At 35.1% G+C, this 25,318-nt stretch carries 21 protein-coding genes; 13 read left to right on the top strand and 8 right to left on the bottom strand.

Annotation, left to right across the window (positions count from 1 at the left end):
• Positions 1–4: 4 nt before the first annotated feature.
• Positions 5–589, bottom strand: a complete 585-nt coding sequence (folE, locus tag PHQ93_RS04805) for a GTP cyclohydrolase I FolE (RefSeq protein ID WP_299941568.1) — start codon at positions 587–589, stop codon at positions 5–7.
• Positions 590–1,087: 498 nt separating this feature from the next.
• Here folE and PHQ93_RS04810 point away from each other — a divergent pair, with 498 nt between their 5' ends.
• Positions 1,088–2,155 carry a sulfatase-like hydrolase/transferase gene (locus PHQ93_RS04810; RefSeq protein WP_299941571.1) on the top strand — a complete coding sequence of 356 codons (1,068 nt, stop codon included), beginning with the start codon at positions 1,088–1,090 and terminating at the stop codon, positions 2,153–2,155.
• Positions 2,156–2,249: 94 nt separating this feature from the next.
• Here the strand turns inward: PHQ93_RS04810 and PHQ93_RS04815 are convergent, their stop codons facing one another.
• A complete protein-coding gene (locus PHQ93_RS04815) occupies positions 2,250–4,172 on the bottom strand; it encodes a ribonuclease J (RefSeq protein ID WP_299941573.1) in 1,923 nt (640 codons plus the stop codon).
• Complete coding sequence (gene rsmA / locus PHQ93_RS04820) at positions 4,147–4,947, bottom strand: 16S rRNA (adenine(1518)-N(6)/adenine(1519)-N(6))-dimethyltransferase RsmA (protein ID WP_299941575.1); 801 nt, start codon at positions 4,945–4,947, stop codon at positions 4,147–4,149. The genes PHQ93_RS04815 and rsmA overlap by 26 nt, the downstream gene beginning before the upstream one ends.
• Positions 4,948–5,155: 208 nt before the next feature.
• On the opposite strand from rsmA, the gene hisF reads away from it, so the two are divergent.
• From hisF to rlmN, 3 genes are read left to right on the top strand one after another with little or no spacing between them, the layout of a single operon-like run.
• Complete coding sequence (hisF, locus tag PHQ93_RS04825) at positions 5,156–5,917, top strand: imidazole glycerol phosphate synthase subunit HisF (RefSeq protein ID WP_299941578.1); 762 nt, start codon at positions 5,156–5,158, stop codon at positions 5,915–5,917.
• Entirely contained in the window at positions 5,914–6,456 is a 543-nt protein-coding gene (locus PHQ93_RS04830; protein WP_299941581.1) for a purine-nucleoside phosphorylase, read from the top strand. Before hisF ends, PHQ93_RS04830 begins: the two co-directional genes overlap by 4 nt.
• Positions 6,453–7,523: a 23S rRNA (adenine(2503)-C(2))-methyltransferase RlmN gene (gene rlmN, locus PHQ93_RS04835; protein ID WP_299941584.1), complete on the top strand. Its 1,071-nt coding sequence runs from the start codon at positions 6,453–6,455 to the stop codon at positions 7,521–7,523. Before PHQ93_RS04830 ends, rlmN begins: the two co-directional genes overlap by 4 nt.
• 508 nt (positions 7,524–8,031) lie before the next feature.
• Here rlmN and PHQ93_RS04840 read toward each other — a convergent pair.
• Positions 8,032–8,952 (bottom strand): RluA family pseudouridine synthase, encoded by a 921-nt coding sequence (locus PHQ93_RS04840; RefSeq protein WP_299941587.1) that lies wholly within the window; start codon positions 8,950–8,952, stop codon positions 8,032–8,034.
• Positions 8,953–9,034: 82 nt separating this feature from the next.
• On the opposite strand from PHQ93_RS04840, the gene purB reads away from it, so the two are divergent.
• From purB to PHQ93_RS04870, 6 genes are all read left to right on the top strand, one after another.
• Positions 9,035–10,363, top strand: a complete 1,329-nt coding sequence (gene purB, locus PHQ93_RS04845) for an adenylosuccinate lyase (RefSeq protein ID WP_299941590.1) — start codon at positions 9,035–9,037, stop codon at positions 10,361–10,363.
• 144 nt (positions 10,364–10,507) lie between these two features.
• Positions 10,508–12,874 (top strand): ribonucleoside-diphosphate reductase subunit alpha, encoded by a 2,367-nt coding sequence (locus PHQ93_RS04850; RefSeq protein ID WP_299941593.1) that lies wholly within the window; start codon positions 10,508–10,510, stop codon positions 12,872–12,874.
• Positions 12,871–13,233: a hypothetical protein gene (locus PHQ93_RS04855; RefSeq protein ID WP_299941596.1), complete on the top strand. Its 363-nt coding sequence runs from the start codon at positions 12,871–12,873 to the stop codon at positions 13,231–13,233. The genes PHQ93_RS04850 and PHQ93_RS04855 overlap by 4 nt, the downstream gene beginning before the upstream one ends.
• 73 nt (positions 13,234–13,306) lie before the next feature.
• Positions 13,307–14,692 carry a Do family serine endopeptidase gene (locus PHQ93_RS04860; RefSeq protein WP_299941598.1) on the top strand — a complete coding sequence of 462 codons (1,386 nt, stop codon included), beginning with the start codon at positions 13,307–13,309 and terminating at the stop codon, positions 14,690–14,692.
• 9 nt (positions 14,693–14,701) lie between these two features.
• Positions 14,702–15,124: a thioredoxin TrxC gene (gene trxC, locus PHQ93_RS04865; protein WP_299941600.1), complete on the top strand. Its 423-nt coding sequence runs from the start codon at positions 14,702–14,704 to the stop codon at positions 15,122–15,124.
• Positions 15,125–15,225: 101 nt separating this feature from the next.
• The gene (locus PHQ93_RS04870; protein WP_299941602.1) at positions 15,226–16,503 is read left to right on the top strand and encodes a citrate synthase; all 1,278 of its coding nucleotides are present in this window, start codon (positions 15,226–15,228) and stop codon (positions 16,501–16,503) included.
• A gap of 10 nt (positions 16,504–16,513) precedes the next feature.
• Here PHQ93_RS04870 and PHQ93_RS04875 read toward each other — a convergent pair whose 3' ends face one another.
• The 4 genes from PHQ93_RS04875 to ruvC form a co-directional block, all read right to left on the bottom strand.
• Entirely contained in the window at positions 16,514–16,825 is a 312-nt protein-coding gene (locus tag PHQ93_RS04875; RefSeq protein WP_299941604.1) for a pyrimidine/purine nucleoside phosphorylase, read from the bottom strand.
• Between the two features lie 143 nt (positions 16,826–16,968).
• Positions 16,969–17,934, bottom strand: coding sequence for a PAS domain-containing protein (locus tag PHQ93_RS04880; RefSeq protein WP_299941606.1), 966 nt, complete (start codon positions 17,932–17,934; stop codon positions 16,969–16,971).
• A gap of 90 nt (positions 17,935–18,024) precedes the next feature.
• A complete protein-coding gene (locus tag PHQ93_RS04885; RefSeq protein ID WP_299941610.1) occupies positions 18,025–19,347 on the bottom strand; it encodes an ATP-binding protein in 1,323 nt (440 codons plus the stop codon).
• Positions 19,348–19,676: 329 nt separating this feature from the next.
• Entirely contained in the window at positions 19,677–20,156 is a 480-nt protein-coding gene (gene ruvC, locus PHQ93_RS04890) for a crossover junction endodeoxyribonuclease RuvC (protein ID WP_299941612.1), read from the bottom strand.
• A 109-nt stretch (positions 20,157–20,265) separates the two neighbouring features.
• Between ruvC and dnaA the strand changes: the two genes are divergently transcribed.
• The 3 genes from dnaA to gyrB all read left to right on the top strand — a co-directional run bounded on the left by dnaA (position 20,266) and on the right by gyrB (position 25,304).
• On the top strand, positions 20,266–21,576 hold the full coding sequence (gene dnaA, locus PHQ93_RS04895; RefSeq protein ID WP_299941615.1) for a chromosomal replication initiator protein DnaA: 1,311 nt from the start codon (positions 20,266–20,268) through the stop codon (positions 21,574–21,576).
• Positions 21,577–21,742: 166 nt separating this feature from the next.
• Positions 21,743–22,810, top strand: a complete 1,068-nt coding sequence (dnaN, locus tag PHQ93_RS04900; RefSeq protein WP_299941617.1) for a DNA polymerase III subunit beta — start codon at positions 21,743–21,745, stop codon at positions 22,808–22,810.
• 181 nt (positions 22,811–22,991) lie between these two features.
• Positions 22,992–25,304 (top strand): DNA topoisomerase (ATP-hydrolyzing) subunit B, encoded by a 2,313-nt coding sequence (gene gyrB, locus PHQ93_RS04905; RefSeq protein ID WP_299941619.1) that lies wholly within the window; start codon positions 22,992–22,994, stop codon positions 25,302–25,304.
• Positions 25,305–25,318 lie beyond the last annotated feature (14 nt).

A 25,318-nucleotide genomic window follows, 5' to 3' on the forward strand; every position in this document is an offset into this window, starting at 1 on the left:
AGGTTTAATAACGCGAACCGTTAGGAGAGTTTATCAAAGAGAAAAATTCGCTTCTTGTTTTCTCATCTTTTTTAAACAGACCGCGAAGAGCCGAAGATGTTGTCGTTGAGTTGATTTTTTCAACCCCCCTCATCTCCATACACATATGTCTTGCCTGAATAACGACTGCAACGCCTTTTGGCACAATCGTATCCATAATCGCATCTGCGATTTGTTCCGTAAGCTGCTCTTGAATCTGCATACGACGCGCAAAAACATTTACGACGCGAGGGATCTTTGACAAACCGACTACTTTGCCATCAGGTATATATGCCACATGTACACGACCGATAATCGGCAAAAGATGATGCTCGCAAGTAGAGTAAAATTCTATGTCTTTTAAAAGAACCATCTCATCGTTTGAGCTGCTAAAAAGAGCAGATTTTAGTATCTCTCTTGGATCCTCTTTGTATCCGCCGAAAATAAACTCATAAGCTTTTTTAACTCTTTGCGGAGTTTTTAAAAGCCCTTCTCTGTTTGGATTTTCTCCGACATGAAGCATCATATATTTTACTGCATTTTCAAATTCTGTATCTTGCTTATTTGACAATGTTATGCCTTTTAGAGTTTTTATAAATGATAGGGTACCGATAAGTTGCTGAGAAGTATATTTATAGAAGTAGGACGTTAGTAGATTTAAAAATTTTAGTTAATATGTTAATATATTTTTTTAATTTAAAAATATAAACTTCTACGCAAAGGCAATCAAATCAAACTGCTATTTATCTCATTTTTACTCTATCTTCAAAACTATTTATACTTAACAGTTTTTAAAACCGAGTTTGAATTTTCGCTCTTAGAGTTTTTGATGCTATTTTCAACGGTATCTCTATTTTCAAAATTAAAGCGGTTTAAAATATTTATACTTATTATCCAAAGCTTCTATCTAGTTCATTTTATTTTTATCTCTTACTTTGGAAATCAGATTCAGTATACTGATATTTATCTATTTTTTACTCATATAACGGAGACTTTTGAAAGTGTTGCAGCCCTCTATGACATAATTTTCTACCCGCTGCTCATAGTTGGAATAACCTCATTTATCATAATGTATACTAGCTATGAGAAGAGTAAAATACCGACATTTTTACTATCTGCATTTTTACTCTTTCTTCTTATATTTCAAGATAAAATGCATGATGCTTCACTTTCACTCATAAAAGAGAGCATAAAGAGTATCTTTTTAAAAAAAGAGAAGGGCAATATCCCTGAGAGTGACGATAAGAACAGAGTACCTTTACATAAAACCGATAACAATATTATTTTAGTGATAGGCGAGAGCATGAGAAGCCGTGAAAATTTAAAAGAGAGATATGATATATTTGAAAATTACGGATACAAAACCATAAAAAGCGGAGCGACAAATACCGATGTTTCCGTGCCTCTACTCATAAACGGCGGTGTATCTCCGCAAAAGATAAATTTAGAAGACAATCTATTTTTACTGGCAAAGAAAAACGGGTATAAAACATCCTTTATATCTGCACAAAATGATAAAAGCCTGAAGTATATAGAACCATATCTACATAAAAAGCATATAGATACTTTTAAGATATTAGGTTCAAGAGACGATAAAGAACTTGTTTTTCATTTAAAAGATTTACTCTTAGAAGATAAAAACTTCATAGTACTGCAGATGCAAGGCGAACATAGTCCTTATATATACTATGAAAACTCCGACAGAAGCGATTCCGTTGAACTTAGATATCATAAATCTATGCAATATTCGGATGCCGTTTTAAATCAACTTATCAGCTATGTAAGCAGTTATTCAAAAAAGCCTTTTATTTTTATATTTCTCTCAGACCATGGAGAGTTAATAGGGCATGACGGAAAAACAGGGCATAACAGGTTTGAAAAAGAGATTTACTCCGTCCCGTTGGTAATCCATTCAAATTTAGAAACATATCTTGAGAAACTAGAGAGTCACGGTGATGTTTATGAGTTGATGTACCATTATCTCGGCTACTCAGAAGAGTTCAAGCTAAAAGAGAGAAAAAAGATACGAGTTTACGGAACGATGATAACGGAAGAGGACGGTTATGTAGATATAAAAATGAAAGATCCTGAATCATACCCAAAGGGCACGCGAGTTCAGGATGACGAAACCTTTTAGATTGCCGCGCTTCGCTTGTAATGACCGTCATCGCGAACAAAGTGAAGCAATCGAAGATATGCAAGAATTGATTCATGCATATCGGAAGCTTACGCTACATCACAAAAATATGAGGAACGATTAGCGGGTATTTTTTCATTTTTCTATAAATATGTTTTCTAACAACTTGGCGAAGATCATTTTCCAATGCTCTTGGGTTTTCGATCAATCCCTCTTTTATATTTACAAGGAAGTGTTCTAAAACATCTTCAATCTCTTTGGCAAAATATTTATCTTGTTTATCGGCAACTAAACCGAATGATGTAACATTTGGTTTTGATAGCATTGTAGAGTGTTGCCCGTCAATTTGAGCAACTATTACGACAATTCCGTCAGAAGCAAGTTTTTGACGGTCAATTACAATATCATCATCTATTTTATGATTATTTTGATTGTCAATATATACTTTTCCTGTTCTAACTGTTTTTACTTTTCTCATATATTTTGGAGCAATCTCTACGGTGTCTCCGTCATTCATGATATAAATATTTCTCTCAGGAACACCGCACATCATAGCAGTCTCTTTGTGCTTCATAACATGATTATACTCACCGTGAATAGGTAAAAAGAATTTAGGATTTACCAAACGAAGCATAAGTTTTTGCTCCTCTATGGAAGCGTGACCTGAAACATGGATATCTTTCTCATTTGTAACTTTAGCACCGGCTCGTTGCAGATGATTTAGCATTGCAGAGATAGAGCCTTCATTTCCCGGAATAGGGCGAGATGAGAGAACAATCAAATCGTTTGGTTTAATCTTTACATGTCTATGTTCTCCAATAGACATTCTAAATAGTGCCGAACTTGTTTCACCTTGTGAACCGGTTGTAACTATAAGAATTTCTTTGTCATTCATTTGCGAAACCATCTCCGGCTCTACAAAAATATTTTTCGGCAGTTTTATATAGTCATACTGCATCGCCACTTCAATATTTCTCTCCATTGAACGACCGATTACACAAACTTTACGACCATACTTTACACCATACTGGATGGCTTGATAAACACGGTGAATATTTGAACTAAAAGTAGATAAAATAACTCTACCCTCAGCTTTTGCAAATACTCTATCTAACGCCGGTGCAACGCTTAATTCCGACGGTGTCGGATTTGTGTTATATGAGTTTGTAGAGTCGCTTAGCAGACAAAGAACGCCTCTATCTCCATAATGCGCAAGTCTATGCAAATCTGCCGTATAACCGTCTACCGGAGTATGGTCAATTTTAAAGTCACCCGTATGAATGACCGTTCCGCAACTTGTTGTTATCGCCAATGATGATGAATCTACTATTGAGTGTGTCATATGCATCCACTCAACCTCAAAATCCTCACCGATTTTATATATTTTTCTTTTTTCTACAGGATTAAAATGTTGTCTGCAATCTTTTATATGATGCTCATCAAATTTATTTCCAATCATGGCTAAAGGAAGAGGCGTGCCGTATATAGGAAACTGCATCTCTTTATAGAGATACGGCATTGCACCTATATGGTCTTCGTGTGCATGCGTAATAATAACTGCTTTGATTTTATCTTTTATTTCACGAATATATGAAAAATCAGGTATCAAGATATCTACACCGTGCATATCTTCATCCGGAAAGCTCATACCTACATCCACCAATATTGCTTCGTTTTGAGTTTCAAATACCGTAATATTTCCGCCGATTTCACCAAGTCCGCCAAGCGGAGTGATACGAATTTTATCTCTTGAGTTTAAATCTAATTTATAATGCGGATTGAGTCTTTGTTTATGTGATTCTTGATTGAGTTCGACAAATGCTTTTAATTTTTCGTCTATAGGCGTACTTTGACGACGGCGACTGCTGTTTTTTGATACATTTTTGTTTTTATTGCCACTTTGTATATTTGGCGACTTATTGCTATTGTTATTGTAATTACTGTTGGGTTTTTTATAATGTTGTTTACGATTTTCTTGAGAAATACTTTCGTTAATTTCCTGATTCTCTTGTTCCATCCAAACTCCTTGTTAGTTTATAGAGTTGGTGATAGTCGCCGGTTGAGACTTGATGAGGACGAATCGTTTGTGTTAATCCAAGCTTCTCAAAAGCTTCTTGAAGAAGATTTTTTTCATACATTGCCGATAGATTTTTCATCAGAGTTTTTCGAGGCTGCGTAAATGCAACTCTTAGCATATCCTCAAAATCTTCATCACATCTATCGCTATTTTTTTGTATTAAAAAAACTGCAGAGTCTATTTTTGGCTGCGGTTCAAACGCTGTTGGCGGAACCTTTACGACAATATGTGCATCTCCAACACTTTGAGTTATGATACTCAAAGATCCAAACACTTTATCACCCTCATGAGCACAAAACTTCTCTGCAACTTCAAGTTGCACCATTACAAGTATATTTTTGCATTTTGGATCTGCGAGGGCTTTTAGAATTATATTAGTCGCTATATAGTATGGCAAATTTGCCACCAAATCATACGACTCTTCTATAAGTTCACTCTTCCAAGCAGTAAGAACATCCCCACAATGTATGTGAAGCTGCTTGGTTGCGATCTCTTTTTCAAACTTATTTTGTAACAGTTTACACAAATCGGTATCGACCTCAAAAGCTTCTACACTTTTGACATCTACTAAAAATTTAGTTAAATCACCTAAGCCAGGCCCAATCTCTACGATTTTATTATCGTTGTTGGGCATCGCTTCGACGATTTTTTGTAAAACAGTTTTATCTTTTAAGAAATTTTGTCCAAATTTCTTTTTTGCTACAATTTTTTCCATTGGGGAGCATTCTATACTATTTTTACTTATACTTAGTTAATATTTATAAAAAAAGTGACCTTTTCGTAACAAATGTTGCGATTGACTACAAAATATTGATTCTTAACTGCTAAATGTTTCATGTGAAACATTTTCAAGTTCAAAACTTCAAAACTAACTATAAGCCATAAATAAGTATAATTTTACAATATTATCAGAGGCTTTTATTTTGAATAACTACTTTGCAAAAAGAATTATCCCTTGTCTTGATGTTAAAGACGGGCGTGTTGTTAAGGGTGTTAACTTTGTCGGACTAAAAGATGCAGGCGACCCCGTAGAAGTTGCAAAAAGATATAACGAAGAGGGTGCGGATGAGATTACTTTTTTAGATATTACCGCATCAAGCGACAATCGTGATACTATCGTAGATATAGTCGCTCAAGTCGCACGCGAAGTTTTTATACCTCTAACGGTTGGCGGCGGCATTAGAAAACTTGACGATATTTACAAACTTTTAAATGTCGGATGCGATAAAGTAAGCGTAAATTCGGCAGCAATCAAAAGACCTGAACTTATCAACGAAGGTGCAAAAAGGTTTGGCTCTCAATGTATCGTAACGGCAATTGATGTAAAAAAAGTCGGCGATAAATATCATGTATATCTCAACGGCGGGCGCGTAGATACAGGGTTGGATGCCGTAGAATGGGCAAAAGAGGTAGTAGACCGCGGAAGCGGTGAGATACTTTTAACTTCTATGGATGCAGACGGTACAAAAGCCGGATTTGAGTTAAATATTACAGAGCAGATAAGCAAAGCAGTCAATGTCCCTGTAATTGCAAGCGGCGGAGCAGGGACAATGGAACATATAAAAGAAGCATTTGAGCACGGTGCCGATGCTGCGCTTGCGGCAAGTATCTTTCACTACAAAGAGATAGATATAATGGATCTCAAACGCTATCTGCACGCAAATAATATTCCGGTTCGTTTATGATTATATGTGCCGGAAATAACGAAACATTTGACTTTGCAACTCCGATGGGGGTAGGGCTAATTGAGACTACCGTAAATTTAACAAGACTTTGTCTATTTGACAAACCTGAATTTTTACTTTTCATAGGAAGTGCAGGGAGCTACGGCGAGCATCAAATATTTGACATAATCGAATCAAAAACTGCTTCAAATATTGAGTTGGGTTTTTTATCAGGCAATGCTTACACTCCGCTGGATAATGTAATCTCAGCTAACGAAACTAACAAAAAAGATGTTATAGTCAACTCTTCAAACTATATCTCCACAAACGAAGAGCTAACAAAAAAGTTTTTAAAACTTGGCATTGGCATAGAAAATATGGAGTTTTTTGCTGTTTTAAAAGTAGCACAAGAGTTTGATATTCCAGCCGGCGGAGTTTTTTGCATAACAAACTACACTAACAAAAACGCTCATGAAGATTTTATAAAAAATCACGAAGAGGCAAAAAAACTCTTGAGCGAGCATGTAAAAAAAAGAATCAAGGAATTAACCTCAAAATGAAACCATCACTACTTGATTTTACTCAAAAAGAGCTACTATCTCAAATAAAACCGTCATTTAGAGTTAAACAGATTTTTGGCTGGCTTTATCATAACTATGCACAAAATTTCGATGAGATGAAAAATATACCAAAAGCACTCAAAGATGAACTTGCCCAAAAATTTATCGTAAATCCTCTTAAAATTATAAAAAAAGAGGAATCAAGCGACGGTACCATCAAGTATCTTTTTGAACTTCAAGACGGCAAAACTATAGAAGCTGTTTGGCTTAAAATGAAAGAAGAGATTACGGACGAAGAGGGAAATATAACTCAAGAGTCAAAATACACTATTTGCGTATCTACCCAAGTAGGATGTAAGGTAGGGTGCGCATTCTGCTTGACGGCAAAAGGCGGATTTACAAGAGATTTAACAGCAGGCGAGATAGTCGCGCAGGTAGTAAATCTAAAGAGAGACAATAACCACAAACATAACAGAATGATAAATATCGTCTATATGGGAATGGGCGAACCTCTAGACAATCTTGACAATCTAGCAAAAGCAATAGAAATCTTTAAAGATGAAGAGGGTTTATGCATATCAGGCAAAAGGCAAACAGTTTCAACTAGCGGACTAAGCAACAAGATAGACAAGCTCGGAGAGTTGGATTTGGGCGTTCACATTGCTATATCTCTTCATGCAGTCGATGATAAGCTAAGAACTGAACTTATACCTATGAATAAAGCTCACAACATCGCATCCATTATTGAGGCGGTTAAACGCTTTCCGATAGATACTAGAAAAAGAGTTATGTTTGAGTATCTTGTAATAAAAAATAAAAACGATGATCTACTTTCTGCTAAAAAGCTTGTTAAACTGCTCTCAGGCATCAAAGCAAAAGTAAATCTAATCTACTTTAACCCATATCCGGGAACGGAATATGAACGACCAAACAGAGCCGATATGATAGCTTTTCAAGAGTATCTAGTAAATCACGGTCTCTTATGTACCATTCGTGACTCTAAAGGCATAGATATCAGCGCAGCTTGCGGTCAGCTAAAAGAGAAAACTCAAAACGAGTTAAAATGAGTTATGTCGAAATATTTCAAATTGTTTTCTTGGTAGTTGTTTTTGCGGTAGGTCTCATCGGCTTCATAAAAGCTGCTACTACGGATGATAAAAAAAGCGATTGATTAGCAAAACGACCAACACACCAGGGAGGTCGTTTATAAATATAATAATACCCTACTTTTCTTATAAAAAAATAATTTAAAAAAATCTCATTTCTTCTCTTAAAAGAAAATTTAGTCTAAAAAAATATTACTAATTTTATTCATTTGTGTAGTATTCACACATTGTTCTAAAATGTGAATAGCACTTTAAAAAAAGAATTATATATTTCAAAATTTACTGTTTTTTTAAGAATAAATTTAGATAAAAACAACCTGAAATCGCAAACTTTTATATAGCTTAAAGTGCCTATTTTAGGGGTTTGCAGCCATTTATTACTTTTAATTATCCAAATATTAAATTTTTCATAAAAGTTCTGTTTTTACTATTCACATAAAATCTGCGTATAAATGTTTCATGTGAAACATTACTCACTTATACCCATATTTTCAAAGCAAACTTTTTCAAAATTCACACTGCTTTTCACATTATATTTTTTACCGTACAGCTCAAACTCTAACTCATTTGCATGTAACAACAATCTTCTTGCTCCGCTTAACTTTACTCTTATGTCTCTATCCAACTCTCTGTCTAAATATTTAACGATGTTCTCTTCACTCTGTCCGTAAACCGGATCACCGACGATTGGATGTTTCACATGAAACATATGAACTCTTATCTGATGTTGTCTTCCGGTGTGCGGGGAGCACTCTATAAGCGTTGTATTTAGATGCTCAAAATATTTTAGCGGTTTTACAAATGTTAAAGACTCTTTGCCGCTTGGATCAACTTTTACAACCATTCTCACAAGAGCACTTTTTTCATCATCATATCGAAGCAGCGGAGCATCAATACGAAGTTCATCTTTTAACTCCCCATGAACCATTGCAAGATACTTCTTTTTCATATCTCTCTCTTGAAACATCATCTTTATATCGACTTCACTCTTTTTATCTTTTGCACACAAAACAAGTCCGCTTGTCTCCTGATCTATTCTATGGGCGATATTTGCATCCATTCCAAATTGAGCTTTTAGCTCATCTATAAGAGAGTATTCCGTATGTCTATTTTGAGGATGAATAAGCATACCGCTCGGTTTGTCAAAAACTACAAAGTTTTCATGCACTTCATGCGGCATTAAACCTTTTGAAATCGGTTCAAAATGGATAAACTCAAATTCGCCCTCTAAATAGTCTGATGGCTTCGTAATCGGAATACCGTTTACAAGAACTCTTCCGACTGCTATATATCTTTGAATGTCTCTTTGAGAGTATCCCAATTCTCGCTTGAAAAAAAGAAAAGCACTCTCTCTTTGGGAAGCAAACATTTTTTTAATTACAAATGGCAATATTTAATCCTTCTATTAGCGTATTTTTTGTAAAATCATTAACTTACTAAAAGAGAAATTTTACAATAATCAGGTTGAATAAATGATAGAGAGATACGCAAGAGAAGAGATGAGTTCAAAATGGACGATGCAGGCAAAATATCAAGCTTGGCTAGATGTAGAAAAAGCGGTTGTAAAAGCTTGGAACAAACTGGGTCTTATTCCTGATGATGATGCAAAAAAAATCATCGACAATGCCGGATTTGACATAAAAAGAATAGATGAGATAGAAGCTGTTACTCGCCATGACCTCATTGCATTTACTACAAGCGTGTCTGAAACACTAGGAGAAGAGAGCAGATGGTTTCACTACGGAATGACAAGCTCCGACACGGTAGACACCGCCGTAGCACTTCAGATGAAAAGCTCACTGGAACTGATTATAAAAGATGTAGAAATGGTTATGGAGTCAATCAAAAAAAGAGCGTTCGAGCATAAAATGACTCTAATGGTCGGAAGAAGCCACGGTATCCATGGCGAGCCTATAACATTCGGTCTTGTGTTAGCCGTTTGGTATGATGAGATGGCTAGACATTTAGAGAACTTAGAACAAACATTTAATGTAATATGTGTCGGGCAAGTAAGCGGAGCAATGGGAAATTTTGCTCACGCTCCGCTTGAACTCGAAGAGTATACTTGTAAAGAACTCGGTCTAAAACCTGCACCTGCCTCAAATCAAGTTATTCAAAGAGACAGATACGCAAGACTTGCAACGGCGTTAGCACTCTTAGCTAGTTCTATTGAAAAATTTGCGATTCAAGTTCGCCACTGGCAGAGAACCGAAGTTTATGAGTGTGAAGAGTATTTTGCAAAAGGGCAAAAAGGCTCATCGGCAATGCCGCATAAGCGCAATCCGATACTAACGGAAAATATAACAGGTTTGGCAAGAATGATAAGAGCTTACGCTATACCTGCAATGGAGAATGTAGCACTTTGGCATGAGAGAGATATATCTCACTCTTCAACTGAGAGATTTTGGCTTCCTGATAGTTTTATAACAAGCGATTTTATGTTACACCGCATGAATAATGTTATAGCTAACCTAACAGTTTATCCGCAAAATATGATGAAAAATCTAAACCTGACAGGCGGGTTAGTATTTTCTCAAAGAGTTCTTTTGGAACTTCCGCTAAAAGGCGTTAGTCGTGAAGACGCTTACCGCATAGTTCAAAGAAATGCGATGAAAGTTTGGGAAGAGATACAACAAGGAAAGCCTACGACAAACGAAAAAGGCGAGAGCCTATACCTAAACCACCTCTTGGCAGATGATGAGTTAAGAGCAAGTCTGAGCGAAGAGCAGATAAGAGATTGTTTTAACTACGACTATTACACTAAAAATGTAGACAAAATTTTTGCTAGAGTTTTCAAGTAAAAATGACATAATTGTGCTAATATTTCTTTAGCAAAAAATAGACTTTCATAATTTAGATTCTGAATCAAGTTTGGAATCTAATCTTTTATTTATGAAAGTCTAATAAAAAACTTATAGCACTCTATACACTCATAGGAAGTTGAAATGATAACAATTATAAAAAGAAACGGCAGAACTGAAAAACTAGATATCACTAAAATTCAAAAATATACTTCTGCCGCTGTTGAAGGTCTAAGTAATGTTTCTCAAAGCGAGCTAGAAGTTGATGCACAAATTCAGTTTCGCGACGGCATTACATCTAAAGAAATACAGCAAACGCTTATCAAAACTGCAGTCGATAAGATAGACATAGATGCTCCAAACTGGACATTTGTCGCATCAAGACTCTTTTTGTTCAATCTTTATCATGAAGTAAACGGCTTTACGGGTTACTCTTCACTTAAGAGCTATTTTGAAAGAGGCGAAAAAGAGGGAAGACTGCTTTTGGGTTTAAAAGAGATGTATAACCTTGAAGAACTGGAAAAACATATAAATCCAGAGCGCGATATGCAGTTTAACTATCTAGGCGTTAAAACGCTTTACGATAGATACCTCATAAAAGATAGAAACTCAAATCCCATAGAGTTGCCGCAACATATGTTTATGGCGATTGCAATGTTCTTAGCACAAAGAGAAGCCAAAAGAGAGGAGTGGGCTATCAAGTTTTATAACATGATTTCAACATTTGAAGTTATGTTAGCAACTCCGACTCTAAGCAATGCAAGAACAACAAGACATCAACTAAGCTCATGTTATATCGGTTCAACTCCTGATAATATAGAGGGGATATTCGACTCTTACGCTGAGATGGCGATGCTCTCAAAATTCGGCGGAGGGATCGGCTGGGATTGGACAAATGTTCGTTCAATGGGCTCATACATCGACGGACATAAAAATGCAGCGGGCGGAACTATTCCGTTTCTAAAAATCACAAACGACATAGCAGTTGCGGTTGATCAGTTGGGTACACGAAAAGGTGCTATCGCTGTTTACATGGAACCGTGGCACATCGATATAAACGACTTTTTGGATTTGAAGAAAAACTCAGGCGAAGAACGCCGTCGTGCGCATGATCTTTTTCCGGCACTTTGGTTAAACGACCTCTTTATGCAGAGAGTTGAAGAAGACGGTATCTGGACGCTTTTTGACCCTTATGATGTAAGAGAGTTAACAACGCTTTACGGTGAAGAGTTTAACAAAAGATATAGAGAGCTTGAAGCAAACGAGAGCATAATCAAAGAGAAGATAAAAGCTAAAAATCTCTGGAAAAAGATACTGACATCATATTTTGAGAGCGGTAGTCCGTTTTTATGTTTTAAAGACAATGCCAACAGAGCAAACCCTAACAACCACACGGGTGTTATAAGAAGTTCTAATCTTTGTACTGAGATTTTTCAAAACACAAACCCTAACCACTATAAAGTAAAATTTGTTTTTGCAAACGGCGAGAGTGTTAGTTATGAAGAAGATGAGATTATAAAAGTCGATAGCGGTTTACAAAAACCGGCTAAAAAAGTAACGGCACTTGACTCACTCGGCGGCAGAGAGATTTATGTAGTTGAAAAGGAGAAAGTAAACGGCGACACAGCTGTTTGTAATCTAGCTTCGGTGAACCTCTCCCGCATAAATACTAAAGAGGATATTGACAGAATTGTTCCTATTGCAATCCGCGCTTTGGATAATGTAATCGACTTAAACTTTTATCCGATTGAAAAAGTAAAACGAACTAACATGAAAACCCGCGCGATAGGTCTTGGTGTTATGGGCGAAGCTCAGATGTTAGCACAAAAAGGTATAACTTGGGGAAGCCAAGAACATTTTGACAAGATAGACGAAGTTATGGAAGCTGTTAGTTTTAACGCTATCTCTTCATCTTCCGACATAGCACTTGAGAAAGGATTTTATCCTGAGTTTGAAGGTTCTAAATGGAGTAAGGGTGTTATGCCGATGGACTATGCTAATGCGGAAGTTAAAAACCTTATTGACCGCGGCGGACTTTTTGCTTCATCTTATGAGTGGGAAGAGCTTCGTGCAAAAGTGAAAAAGCAGGGTATGAGAAACGGTTATCTGATGGCAATCGCACCGACAAGCTCTATCTCTATATTAACCGGAACTACTCAGGCAATTGAGCCGGTATTTAAGCGAAAGTGGTTTGAAGAAAATCTATCAGGACTTATTCCCGTTGTCGTGCCTGAACTCTCTCCCGAGACTTGGGCATACTATACTCCTGCATATGATTTAAACCAAACGGTTCTAATCAAAGCCGCAGCAATTCGTCAAAAATGGATAGATCAAGGTCAAAGCCTAAATATCTTTATTACTCTTGATAAAGCAAGCGGAAAGTACCTAAATGAGATCTATATGTTAGCTTGGAAGTTAGGACTAAAGTCTACCTACTATCTTCGCTCACAATCTCCCGAAATGGCAAAAGATGTAGAAGACAGAAGTATGGAGTGCGCAGGTTGTCAATGAAACCCCTTTTAGATAGAAATTTAACTCCATTTTTAAAGAGATTTGATGGCTTCATAGATGCAGAGTTTCGCTCCATAGAAATCGTCTCTCCTACTACCGTTAAAATCACTCTAGCGGCACAAGACAGTGCCAGAGCATTTGACTGGATAACGATAGAGTTGAAATTTAACGGTATAAGCGATGCAAGACTGCTTGATAGCTCAAAACTTATGCATATAGATATGAGTAACGGTATAACTTTAATATATGCAGAAAATCAGTTTGTTTTTGGAGTCGGAGATTATAACTACTCAAATATAACGGACTCCATATGTTATATAAAAGCTATTTCATTAAAATATTTAGAAGGCGGATTTTAATAAAATTTTTTGTTAGTAATTTGTAAACCGTTTATGATATAAAATATTCTCATTTAATTTTAAAGGAATTCAAATGAGAAGATTGTTTTTATTATGCTCACTGGCACTAACACTCGTTTACGCAAAAGATAGCGTTGAGTTTAAATACGCACCGAAAAACCTTGAAAGAACTTACCCCACTGCTCAAAATCAGATACTCTCTTACAACAATGTTTTAGAAAATGTAAGAACAAGTATCGTTAATATTTCTATAAAAAAAGAGGTAAACAGCAATCAATTAGGTGCAAATCCTTTTTTTAATGACCCGTTTTTTAAAGAATTTTTCAAAGGATACGGAGATATTCCGCAAGATAGAATTCAACAAGCATTAGGTTCAGGCGTGGTAGTTTCACAAGACGGCTACATCGTAACCAACAATCATGTTGTTGAGGGTGCAAACAAAATCATAGTTAACTTAGCAGGCGATAAAAAAGAGTATGAAGCTAAACTTATCGGCAAAGACGAAAAGAGTGATTTGGCTATCATCAAAATAGAGGCAAAAAACCTAAATGCCGTAACATTTTACGACTCCGACAAAGTAAAAGTAGGCGATGTGGTTTTTGCACTCGGCAATCCGTTTGGAGTCGGTGAGACTATAACTCAAGGAATCGTATCGGCAACGGGCAGAAGCGGTGTAGGAATTGTAGAGTATGAGGATTTTATACAAACGGATGCATCTATAAATCCCGGAAACTCAGGCGGAGCGCTTATAAACTCTGCAGGACACTTAATAGGAATTAACTCGGCGATTATCTCAAAATCGGGCGGAAATGTAGGAATTGGTTTTGCAATCCCCTCAAATATGGTTACAACCGTAGCAACAAGCTTAATAGAGAGCGGTAAATACACCCGTGCATATCTAGGAGTAAATATCTCAGATATCAGCGATGATATGAGTAAATTTTATAATGATAACTACGGAGCCCTCATAACAAGCGTAGAGGATAACTCACCGGCTGCAAAAGCAGGGCTTAAAAGAGGGGATTTAATTATTGAAGTAAACGGCAAAAAGATAGGAAGTGCAAGCGAACTCAAAAATACGATAGGTTCATACGCTCCATCTAAAACGGTAACCGTAAAGTTTCTAAGAGATAAAAAAGTAGATACGAAAAATGTAATGCTGGCAACACTTGATAACAAAACTCTAAACGGCGAACTTGAGTACAAAGGCTTAAAATTAACTCAAATTAACCCTACCCATAAACAACAACTAAACATTACCATTAACGGTGTATTAGTCATCAATGTAGATGAAAAAAGCGAGGCTTACAGTGCAGGCGTGAGAAAAAATGACATAATCATACAAGTAGAAGATAATGAAATCGCTACCTTAGACGACTTTAAAAGAGCAACTGGCTCAAAAGATAAAAAAAGAGTCTTTATCTATAGAAAAGGCTATATATTAGCCATCGTACTTTAAGGAGACTTTATGAGAGTCGTATGTCCGCATTGCAAAAGCGTCAATAATGTTCCGCAAAGAGACTCTTACGCAAAAGCTAACTGTGGAAAGTGTAAAAGTTCGCTTTTAGATACAAAACCCATCGAGTTAACAAGTGTTAACTTTGACGAAATCATCGTAAATAGCGATATTCCCGTAATAATAGATTTCTGGGCACCGTGGTGCGGACCATGCAAGATGATGGCTCCAAATTTTGAGAAAAGTGCAACAAAATTTCCTCTCAAAGCACTCTTTGCAAAAGTAAACACGGAGAATGAACAGCATCTAGGAGCAAGATTTGGGATACGAAGCATCCCGACTATCATAATTTTTAAGAGCGGCAAAGAGGTACATAGAGTTTCAGGCGCTTTGGATGAGGCAAGTTTAACCAAGCTTGTTGCACAATTTATATAGTATAATTATTTAAAGCCTCTGAACAATTGTCGAACTAGATCCTGAATGACCAAAGGATCTAGGTTATGGAAGAAGTTTACTATCAAAAAAAGGGGTAGATTATGAGCAGAGATACAGTAACACTAACAAACAATCGTGACGGTAAAAGTTATGAGTTTCCGATATTGGATGCGACGGTAGGTCCATCCGTAATTGATATTTCAACTCTCTACAAAGAGACTAAAATGTTTACTTATGATGAGGGTTACACATCCACCGCATCTTGTAAATCCGACATTACATATATAGACGGTGATGCCGGAAAACTTATGTATAGAGGGTATGACATAGCATACCTTGCAAATCAAAAAAGTTTTTTGGATACCGCCTATCTTCTTTTAAACGGCGAACTGCCGACTAAAGAGGAGCTTGATAATTTTACTCTGGAGATGAAAAAACGCTCATTCGTGCACGAGGGGATTAAAAAGCTCTTTGACTCTTTCCCAGACGGCGCACATCCGATGGCAATTCTCTCAGCCGGTGTCTCCGCACTCTCAACATTTTACTATAAACATTTAGAGATAAAAAATAAAAGAGAGTATACTGAAATGGCGAACAGAATTGTTGCCAAGATTCCTACACTTGCAGCTTTTTCATATAGATACTCTAACGGCTTGCCTATTATATATCCCGATATGAACAAAGGGTTTACGGAAAATTTTCTATATATGTTAAGAGCCTACCCTCACAGTTATATAGAGTTAAAACCTATAGAAATAAAAGCTCTTGACACTATCTTTACTCTTCATGCCGACCATGAGCAAAATGCATCAACCACGGCTGTTAGAAATCTAGCCTCAACAAATGCACATCCTTACGCAGCCATAAGTGCCGGCATAGGTGCTTTATGGGGAAAAAGCCATGGTGGAGCAAATGAGAGCGTTATTCGTCAACTAGAGATGATAGGAACGGTTGATAGGGTAGATGAGTTTATTGCACGTGCAAAAGATAAAGATGACCCGTTTAAACTGATGGGATTCGGGCACCGTGTATATAAAAACTTTGATCCTCGTGCTACCATTCTTAAAAACCTCCGCAATGAGCTTATGGAAGAGTTAGGCATAAGCAGTGAACTTGTCGAAGTTGCAAATAAAATAGAGAAGATTGCTCTAAGCGATGAGTACTTTATAAGCCGCAGTTTATACCCAAATATCGATTTTTATTCAGGACTTATTCTTCAAGCGTTAAAAATTCCAAAAGAGATGTTTGCGGTTATATTTGTAATAGGCAGAACACCGGGCTGGATTGCGCAGTGGAGTGAGTTAAGTCAGCAAAAAACTATAAAAATTGCCCGCCCTAGACAATTATATACAGGTCCAAAAGAGAGAACTCCGGATTAATAATCCGGAGTTATTTTATATATGAACAGCAGTAATCCGTAACAGTTTTGATTTTTAAATCAAATGAGGAGTTCGCAGGCACGCTAAATGTCTCAGGCGTGTTTAGAGTTTTCCACTCCTCGTTTGGCAGTCTTATCTCCAAATCTCCGCTCATTATCTCCATGATTTCGGCAGCATCTGTTCCAAACGAATAATCACCCGGCATCATAATACCGAGAGTTTTTTTACTACCGTCCGCAAACTCAACCGTTCTGCTTGTAACTTTTCCATCATAGTAGATATTTGCTTTTTTTACTACCGTTACATTTTCAAATTTTGACATATATTTTTTCCTTAATTTTATTTCATAAAATGAAGAAAACCTCCATTTATTTGTTTACAAAAAGGAACAAGTCCCTTTTTGTATCGCTAGCCGCTATGGCACTAAAGAGCCTCTTGCGAGGCATATTTTTTTGAAATTATATCTTATTCCCAGTCCAACAATCTCTGTTGACCTTCTAAACCTCTAATGTGAGTAACATCTTGAGAAACTTCTATAACGCCTTTGTAGTTGCCCTCATCGTCTCTGATAGCAAAGTAACGTATGTGAATAAACTTGCCTTTAAAAGTTATCCAAAATTCTGCCTCGTCTCTGCGACCTGCTTTAAACTCTCGCAAAATCATTAAAACTTGGTCAACGGATTTTGGAGGATGGCAAAATTTTACCTCACGACCGATAATTCCCGCACTTCTTGGAAATACTCTCTCATCTCCGCGGTTATAAAAGATAACGATGTCATTTTCATCAACATAAGTGATATCAACCGGCATAAACTTCAAAAGCCAGTTAATCTGCTCAGGCAGCATGTAACCCTCATCCAACTTTATTCTATTCTCAAGCGAAAAAGGAAGTTTTCTTTTCTGTTTGTCTTGAGACGGATGGATATATTCGCCCTCTACATGCGGAGGATACGCTGCAGGTGCTTTATCAAACATCCAGCCTATCTCTTCATCTCCGGCTCTCATCTCTTTCCAGTCCTCTTCGTCCAACATATTCATAGCATTTGGCAAAAGTCTTCCCTCTTCAACCTGCATAATATGTTCTAGGCTTCCAAAAACTCTCTGTAACTGCTGCATTAGTGCGGGCATATTTTTTTCTTCAACCAAAGCTCTTGCAGTTTTTATTTCTGCTCTTATGTCATCATGAAAAGCCCACATATTTTGTGACGGACTAGTCCAGCCGTACTTTTCAAGATATGGAAAAAGTTGGTTCTCTTTTCTTGCAAAATGTTTTTCAACAAGACAAAGTTTTTTAAACTTATCTTCAAACTCTTCAAAATTTTCTACTATATTGATGCTGATGATACTTGAGATTAACCCTCTCATAAGCATATTTTCTTCCAAATATACTCTAACCGGATGTCCATCCGGTAAATTTAGATATGGATTCATAATTTTTCCTTAATTTATACTGTTTTAAAATTATACTGTTTTAAAAAATTTACTCTTTGATATAAAACAAGAGTGAGATCTCTTATTAAATTATTTTTTAGTTTCAAATTCTTCTTTAGTTATAACTAAAAAAAAGCGTTTTCTTTCATCTTTGACATGTACAGATTTATTTATTAGTTGCTGTTGCACTTTTTTCTTATCTACTTTATTTCGCCATTTGCACTCTATAAAACAGATATTTTCATCATCGAACGCCACTAAGTCAATCTCCTCTTTGTTACTCCACCATCGCCCGATTTTTGTAGGTACAAACTCTAAATATTTTAACGGTTCAAGCAATATCTCTTCATGTATAACATCTTCAAACGCAAAAGATACAAACCTATCGTTAAAATTTAGTTTTATCTCTTGCAAAACCTGCTCAGTTTGATTTATCTCAAGATAGTTGTAGTTTTTATAAACATAGTAAAACCAAAAATTTAGAAATTTATCTTTGATTTTATATCTTCCAAGTTTACTTTTAAGCGGATTAGACTCAGTGATTGGCACCTCTTTTTCTAAGATGTCAAGCTCAATAAGTTTGCCAAGATATTTTGGTAGATATGATGAATGCAGTTTCAAATCCTTTGCGATGCCTCCTACTTTTGTATTGCCTTTTGAGATGCTCTCTAAAATGGAAAAGTAGCTTCCTGCATCATTTATCTCTTGTTTGAGTAAGAAATTTCCTTCACTGTAAAGATAAGAATTTTTATCCAAAATATTATCAACTATATTTTGTTCAAAACTTTTGTTTTTTTCATACATTTGAAGATATTTTGGGATAGTTCCAAATGAAGAATATATCTCCATAAGCTCTGTTTTTTTCATATTTGGCAAAAACTCTTTTAAGTACCTAAATTTTATGGCTTTTAAATGAATATTTGTTGTTCTTCTCCCATAAAGCGGAGCGTTGTAGGCTAAAACTTCAGAGTGCATCATAGAAAAAACAGAACCGCATAAAATGAGATGTATATTTGATTTACAAAGATACATATCCCATGCTTTTTGTAAAACAGAAGAGAAACCTTTATCAAGATAGCATAGATTTTGATACTCATCTATAGCAATGATGAGTTTTTTTTCCAACTTAAGTGTAGAGATAAACTCAAAAACTTCTTCAAAATTTTTAAATGATAAGTTACTGGCATAAGGAAGAGCAGAGAGTTTTACAATCTCTTTTACAAATTTTTCAAGCTGCCCGTCAAGGTTGGATTCAGTCGCATAAAAATAAATATGAGGCTTGTTTTGAATATATTTACCGATGAGAGCCGTTTTACCGACTCTTCTTCTGCCATAAATAACACTAAATGAAGCCATTTGTTTAGCATACTCGCTCTCTAGCGTTTGAAGTTCATCTTTTCTATTTATAAACATTATGACAACCTTTATTATGATGTATGTCATAATAATACATGTATGTTTAAATTACTTTTAACCGAACTCTTTAATTAAAAGATAAGTAAATATCGCTCTTACCAGTGATACCCTATTATGGTTGCTACTACGAATCGCATTATGAGTGTCAACGGCAGAGTTAAATTCGGCAAATTTTCGTAAAAAATCCCATTCTAAATATCCTTTAAATTTTATTTATTTCACTATTTTTAGCAAAATTTTACAAAGTATATATATATTAGATTAAGCTTAAAACCAAATATAATTGGAAATAATAAAAATTTAGATTTGAGAGTGTTGATTAAGGGTTATTGCAGTTTTAGTCTAACTCTTTGCGAGTGTGTTATAGCAACGGCAATCGCATCCGTGATATCAAGCGGTTTTATCTCTTTTTTTATGTTTAAAAGTCTCTTTGCCATAAATGCAACTTGCTCTTTCGTTGCTTTGCCGTTTCCGGTTAGTGCTTGTTTAACCTGAAGTGCTGTGTACTCGTTAAACTGCCCAAACTGCTGAAGAAGCATAAGCATTATCGCTCCGCGGAATTGGGCAAGTTTTATAGTTGTTTTTGGGTTATGCGCATAAAAAATATCTTCGATTGCTACTTCATCTATCTTATGATTTTTAAATATACTCTCAAAAGCTTCAACCATTTGCGGAATCTGAAACTGCAGCTCCTCTGCTTTTATCTTTATAAGCCCAGCCTCAACTAAAGCTATCTTTCCTTTTTCCAAAGAGATAAGAGCATAACCCATTTTTCTAGTACCCGGGTCGATTCCTAAAATTATCATTTAATACTTTCACATGTTATAGACGAGCTATTCACATAGTTTTAACTTTGTTTATGGGAATTATAGCTATTATTCACATAAATATATAAACACCTATAAAAGGCTTTTTGTGAATATCGGTCAAAAAATTTTACTTCTGCTTAAAGAAGAGATACCTGAAATAGAATACAATAGATATATCAAACATCTCGTTTATGATACGAAAAAATCTACTAATGATACTGCTATCTTTTACGCACCGAACAATTTAGTCTTAAACTGGATAAAAAACAGATATAGTTCAAAAATCAGACACCTCTTTGAAGTGCATGAATCTTTAATCCTAAATGTAAAAATTGTATTAAAAAATCAAATTGAAGATAAAAAAGTAGAAATAAAAAAAGAGCAAAAACCCCAACAGCACTCGCTTTTAAACCCATCTCATACATTTGAAAATTTTATGGTCGGCGGTTCAAATCAGTTTGCATATGCAACAATAAAAAGTGTAAGTGAAAAACCAGGTGAACTTTATAATCCTGTTTTTATTTATGGAGGTGTAGGTCTTGGAAAAACTCACCTTATGCAAGCAGCAGGCAATGTTTTGCAAAATCAAGGAAAAATCGTTATTTACACCACGGTTGAGCAGTTTTTAAATGATTTTATTCGTCATGTTAGAAATAAAACAATGGAGAGATTTCAAGAAAAATATCGTAAATGCGATGTTCTTTTGATAGATGATATCCAGTTCTTAAGCAACAAAGAGGGGATTCAAGAGGAATTTTTTCATACTTTTGAAGCACTTAAAGGTATCGGAAAACAAATTATTTTAACAGCCGACAAACATCCTAAAAAAATAGCCGGACTTGAAAAAAGACTTCAAAGCCGTTTTGAACACGGGCTTGTTGCAGATATTCAACCGCCTGAACTTGAAACTAAAATAGCAATTATTGAAAATAAGTGTAAGATAAACAAAGTCATCCTTACAAAAGATATTATTCACTATATCGCAACCGTTATAGAGAGCAATGTTCGTGAAATTGAGGGAATACTCTCAAAACTTCATGCATATTCACAACTTATGCATGTTGACATAGATTTACAGTTTACGAAAAATGTATTAAAAGACCAACTCCAAGAAAACCGCGCTAATCTTACTCTTGACATTATTACGCAAAATGTTGCAAAAGATTTAAATATTAAACCAAGTGAAATTCGTTCAAAAGGCAGAAGTAAAAATTTAGTTTACGCCAGAAGAATAGCTATATATCTTTGCCGTGAACTAACACAAAATACTATGCCGCAACTCGCTCAATACTTTGGAATGCAAGATCATACGGCAATAAGCCACACACTTAAAAAAATAAACGAACTAATACAAAATGATGAAGATTTTAAAGTTAAAATAGAAGAGTTGACAAATAAAATTACATCATCTTCTTAAAAAATAAAAAAAAAGATATAATTGCTAAAGTGAACAAATGTGAATGAAATTTTAAAGATTCATCACATTTACAAATACCTTAAAATAGGGATGAAACGGCGATATTCACATTATCACTTTCACCTACTACTAATACTATAATTTTATATAATAAATAGGGATTCTAATGAAGATAACAATACAAAAATCTGTCATTGAAAATATACTAATTCACGCTCAACCGTTTTTAGAAAAAAAAGATACCTCACAAATCACATCCCATATCTTAATAGATGTTTTGGATTCAAAATTAACCGTAAAAGCAACCGACTATGAAATAGGTTTACAAATTTATACTGACAATATAAATATTACCGAAAACGGAACAGTTACGGCAAACGGTAAAAAATTATTAGATATTATTAGAATTTTAAAAGACGGCAACATTAACTTAGAAACTAAAAATGATATGCTCTATATCTCCCAGTCAAATTCAAATTTTAAACTGCCGACTTTTTCTTACAAAGAGTTTCCTCTATTTCCTGTCTATGAAGGAAAACCTCAAATTTCAATCAACTCACATCTGCTTATAGAATCACTTAAAAAAGTGACCCCGTCGATTGACAGCAATAATCCTAAATTTGAACTAAACGGCGCTTTAATCGATATAAAAAGCAGCGGTATAAACTTTGCTTCAACCGATACTAGAAGATTGGCAGTCGTTAATATAGAAAATCAAAACAACAACGAGCTCTCTATCATCATTCCAAAAAAAGCAATTATTGAAATTCAAAAACTCTTTTTTGACAATATTGAACTCTATTATGATGAAACAAGTTTGATTATTCACTCAAATCAATACACTTTTTTTACAAAACTTATAAATGGAAAATTTCCTGAATATTCAAGAATAATCCCAAAAGAAATATCAAAAACTTTAACACTGCCAAAAGCAGAAATGATAGAGTCACTTAAACAAATTACGACTATTTCTACTGATGTAAAAATTACTTTTTTAAACAACTCCATTGTTTTTGAATCATTAAGTGACGATAACATCGAAGCAAAAACAGAAATGAGTTATGAAACCGGCTTTTCATCTCCGTTTGTTATTGCGATTAATACTAGATATCTTTTAGATTTTCTAAACAGTATAAATAACTCAGAATTTAGTATCGGTTTAAATGAGAGTAATTTACCGTTTGTTTTAAGTGAAAATAATTTTAAAACCGTAGTAATGCCGATAGTTATATAAATTCTAATTAAAAAGATTTTAGATTACTTCGTCATTGCGAACAAAGTGAAGCAATCTAAAAAAAAATTATAAAAAAAATCCTTAATCCTCTGTTTTTAGCCTATAAAACTTCCTTTTAGAATAAATTAGATAAAATAGCTTTAATTATGTCAAATATGTTAAACGAAATATGGAGTATTAAATGGAACAAGATTACGGCGCTAGTAATATTAAAGTCTTAAAAGGACTAGAAGCAGTTCGTAAAAGACCCGGTATGTATATCGGCGATACCGGTCATCGCGGTTTACATCATTTAGTTTATGAAGTTATTGATAACTCTATAGATGAGGCAATGGCGGGACATTGTAATACGATAAATGTAACTCTTACAAAAAACGGAACATGTAAAGTATCGGATAATGGACGCGGTATTCCTACAGATATGCACCCGACTGAGGGGATGAGTGCGGCTACCGTTGTTTTAACCGTTCTTCACGCCGGCGGTAAATTTGATAAAGACACTTATAAAGTTTCAGGCGGTCTTCACGGTGTCGGTGTATCGGTTGTAAATGCTTTATCGTCTGATCTTAAAATGACGATTCATAGAAACGGTGAAATATTTGAGCAAGATTTTAAAAAAGGGATTCCGCAAGAAGTTTTAAAAGTAATAGGGACTACTAAAAAAACCGGTACTACCATAGAATTTTCTCCGGATCCGAGTATATTTACCGAAACTATAATTTTTGAGTATGAATATTTAGCTCGAAGATTTAAAGAATTAGCTTACTTAAACCCGTTTATCACTATTATTTTTAAAGATGAAAGAGTAAATATTTCACAAACATACCACTTTGAAGGCGGTATTGCTCAATATGTAAATGATTTAAATAAAAAACAAGAAGTTGCAAAAGTTTTTGAATTTAGCTCAAAAATAGAAGATATAGAGTTTGATATAGCGCTTATGTACAATGATACTTATGATGAAAAAGTTTACTCTTTTGTCAATAACATAAGAACTCCAAACGGCGGAACGCATGAAGCCGGTTTTAGAGCAGGTTTAACTCGTGTAATATCAAATTATAATGCGCAAAACGGTGCGGCAAAAGAAAAAGATGTAAAAATAAGCGGTGAAGATACTAGTGAAGGTCTTATTGCCGTTGTTTCCGTACGTGTTCCTGAACCGCAATTTGAGGGACAAACAAAAGGCAAACTTGGAAATACTTATGTAAGACCGTTAGTTCAAAAGTCTACATATGAACTTTTGAGTAAATATTTTGAAGAAAATCCAATCGAAGCAAAAGCGATAGTTGCAAAATCACTGATGGCGGCACGCGGTCGTGAGGCTGCTAAAAAAGCTAGAGAGCTTACTCGTAGAAAAGATTCTATGAGTGTAGGAACACTTCCGGGAAAACTTGCAGATTGCCAAAGTAAAGATGCATCTATCTGTGAACTTTATCTGGTGGAAGGTGATTCTGCTGGCGGTTCTGCTAAAATGGGTCGTGACAGAGTATTTCAAGCTATTTTACCGCTTAAAGGTAAGATTTTAAATGTTGAAAAAGCAAGACTTGATAAGATTCTAAAATCTGAAGAGATTACCAATATGATAACGGCTATGGGCTGTGGAATCGGTGATGAATACAATGAGGATAAACTTCGTTATCATAAAATAATTATTATGACCGATGCGGATGTCGACGGAAGCCATATTCAAACTCTTTTACTTACATTTTTCTTCCGTCATTTCCGTGCCGTTATCGAAAAAGGGTATCTATATTTAGCTCAACCGCCGCTTTACCGTTATAAAAAAGGTAAAAAAGAGATCTATTTTAAAGACGATCGTCAAATGAATGATTTTCTTATTGAAAACGGTATTGAATCTTTAGAAGAGCAGAGTGTCGGACATAATGATTTAGTTTCATATTTTAAAATGGTTGACCACTATAGAGGTTCGCTTGAAGCATTAGAGAGAAGATATGCATTAGTTGATTTGATTCGTTATTTTATAGAAAATCCTGATTTAATAGGTTTAGATATAAAATCTATGTATGAAAAAATTGAACAATTTTTAACTGAAACCGGAAATAATATTTTAACAAAAAGTATTAATGAAGAGTCGGTTCATATTTTTGTTCAAACAAAGGGCGGAATGGAAGAGTTGCTTATAAATGATGATTTATTTGCGGCTCCTCACTTTTGTGAAGCAAGTTTTGTATATAGAAAAATAAAAGAGTGGAATTTAGACTTTAAAGATGATGTTCTCAATGTACTAAGCAGTGTTACCGATTATGCAAAAAAAGGTGCATATATTCAACGCTATAAAGGTCTTGGAGAGATGAATCCGGATCAACTTTGGGAGACTACAATGACTCCTGAAAACAGAGTTTTATTACAAGTAACAATTGATGATGCGGGACTTGCGAGTGACACTTTTACTCTATTTATGGGTGATGAAGTTGAACCTCGCCGTAATTATATAGAAACACATGCTAAAGATGTTAAACACTTAGATGTTTAACATTTAAATATTCA

Origin of the sequence: Sulfurimonas sp., assembly GCF_028714975.1 — a bacterium.
Taxonomy (GTDB): domain Bacteria; phylum Campylobacterota; class Campylobacteria; order Campylobacterales; family Sulfurimonadaceae; genus Sulfurimonas.

Excerpts from the sequence above, each read along its gene's own strand:
- PHQ93_RS04810 (WP_299941571.1), top strand. The coding sequence starts at position 1,088 with ATGTATACTAGCTATGAGAAGAGTAAAATACCGACATTTTTACTATCT.
- PHQ93_RS04815 (WP_299941573.1), bottom strand. The coding sequence starts at position 4,172 with ATGGAACAAGAGAATCAGGAAATTAACGAAAGTATTTCTCAAGAAAAT.
- rsmA (WP_299941575.1), bottom strand. The coding sequence starts at position 4,947 with ATGGAAAAAATTGTAGCAAAAAAGAAATTTGGACAAAATTTCTTAAAA.
- PHQ93_RS04830 (WP_299941581.1), top strand. The coding sequence starts at position 5,914 with ATGATTATATGTGCCGGAAATAACGAAACATTTGACTTTGCAACTCCG.
- rlmN (WP_299941584.1), top strand. The coding sequence starts at position 6,453 with ATGAAACCATCACTACTTGATTTTACTCAAAAAGAGCTACTATCTCAA.
- purB (WP_299941590.1), top strand. The coding sequence starts at position 9,035 with ATGATAGAGAGATACGCAAGAGAAGAGATGAGTTCAAAATGGACGATG.
- PHQ93_RS04850 (WP_299941593.1), top strand. The coding sequence starts at position 10,508 with ATGATAACAATTATAAAAAGAAACGGCAGAACTGAAAAACTAGATATC.
- PHQ93_RS04855 (WP_299941596.1), top strand. The coding sequence starts at position 12,871 with ATGAAACCCCTTTTAGATAGAAATTTAACTCCATTTTTAAAGAGATTT.
- PHQ93_RS04860 (WP_299941598.1), top strand. The coding sequence starts at position 13,307 with ATGAGAAGATTGTTTTTATTATGCTCACTGGCACTAACACTCGTTTAC.
- trxC (WP_299941600.1), top strand. The coding sequence starts at position 14,702 with ATGAGAGTCGTATGTCCGCATTGCAAAAGCGTCAATAATGTTCCGCAA.
- PHQ93_RS04870 (WP_299941602.1), top strand. The coding sequence starts at position 15,226 with ATGAGCAGAGATACAGTAACACTAACAAACAATCGTGACGGTAAAAGT.
- PHQ93_RS04875 (WP_299941604.1), bottom strand. The coding sequence starts at position 16,825 with ATGTCAAAATTTGAAAATGTAACGGTAGTAAAAAAAGCAAATATCTAC.
- PHQ93_RS04880 (WP_299941606.1), bottom strand. The coding sequence starts at position 17,934 with ATGAATCCATATCTAAATTTACCGGATGGACATCCGGTTAGAGTATAT.
- PHQ93_RS04885 (WP_299941610.1), bottom strand. The coding sequence starts at position 19,347 with ATGTTTATAAATAGAAAAGATGAACTTCAAACGCTAGAGAGCGAGTAT.
- ruvC (WP_299941612.1), bottom strand. The coding sequence starts at position 20,156 with ATGATAATTTTAGGAATCGACCCGGGTACTAGAAAAATGGGTTATGCT.
- dnaN (WP_299941617.1), top strand. The coding sequence starts at position 21,743 with ATGAAGATAACAATACAAAAATCTGTCATTGAAAATATACTAATTCAC.
- gyrB (WP_299941619.1), top strand. The coding sequence starts at position 22,992 with ATGGAACAAGATTACGGCGCTAGTAATATTAAAGTCTTAAAAGGACTA.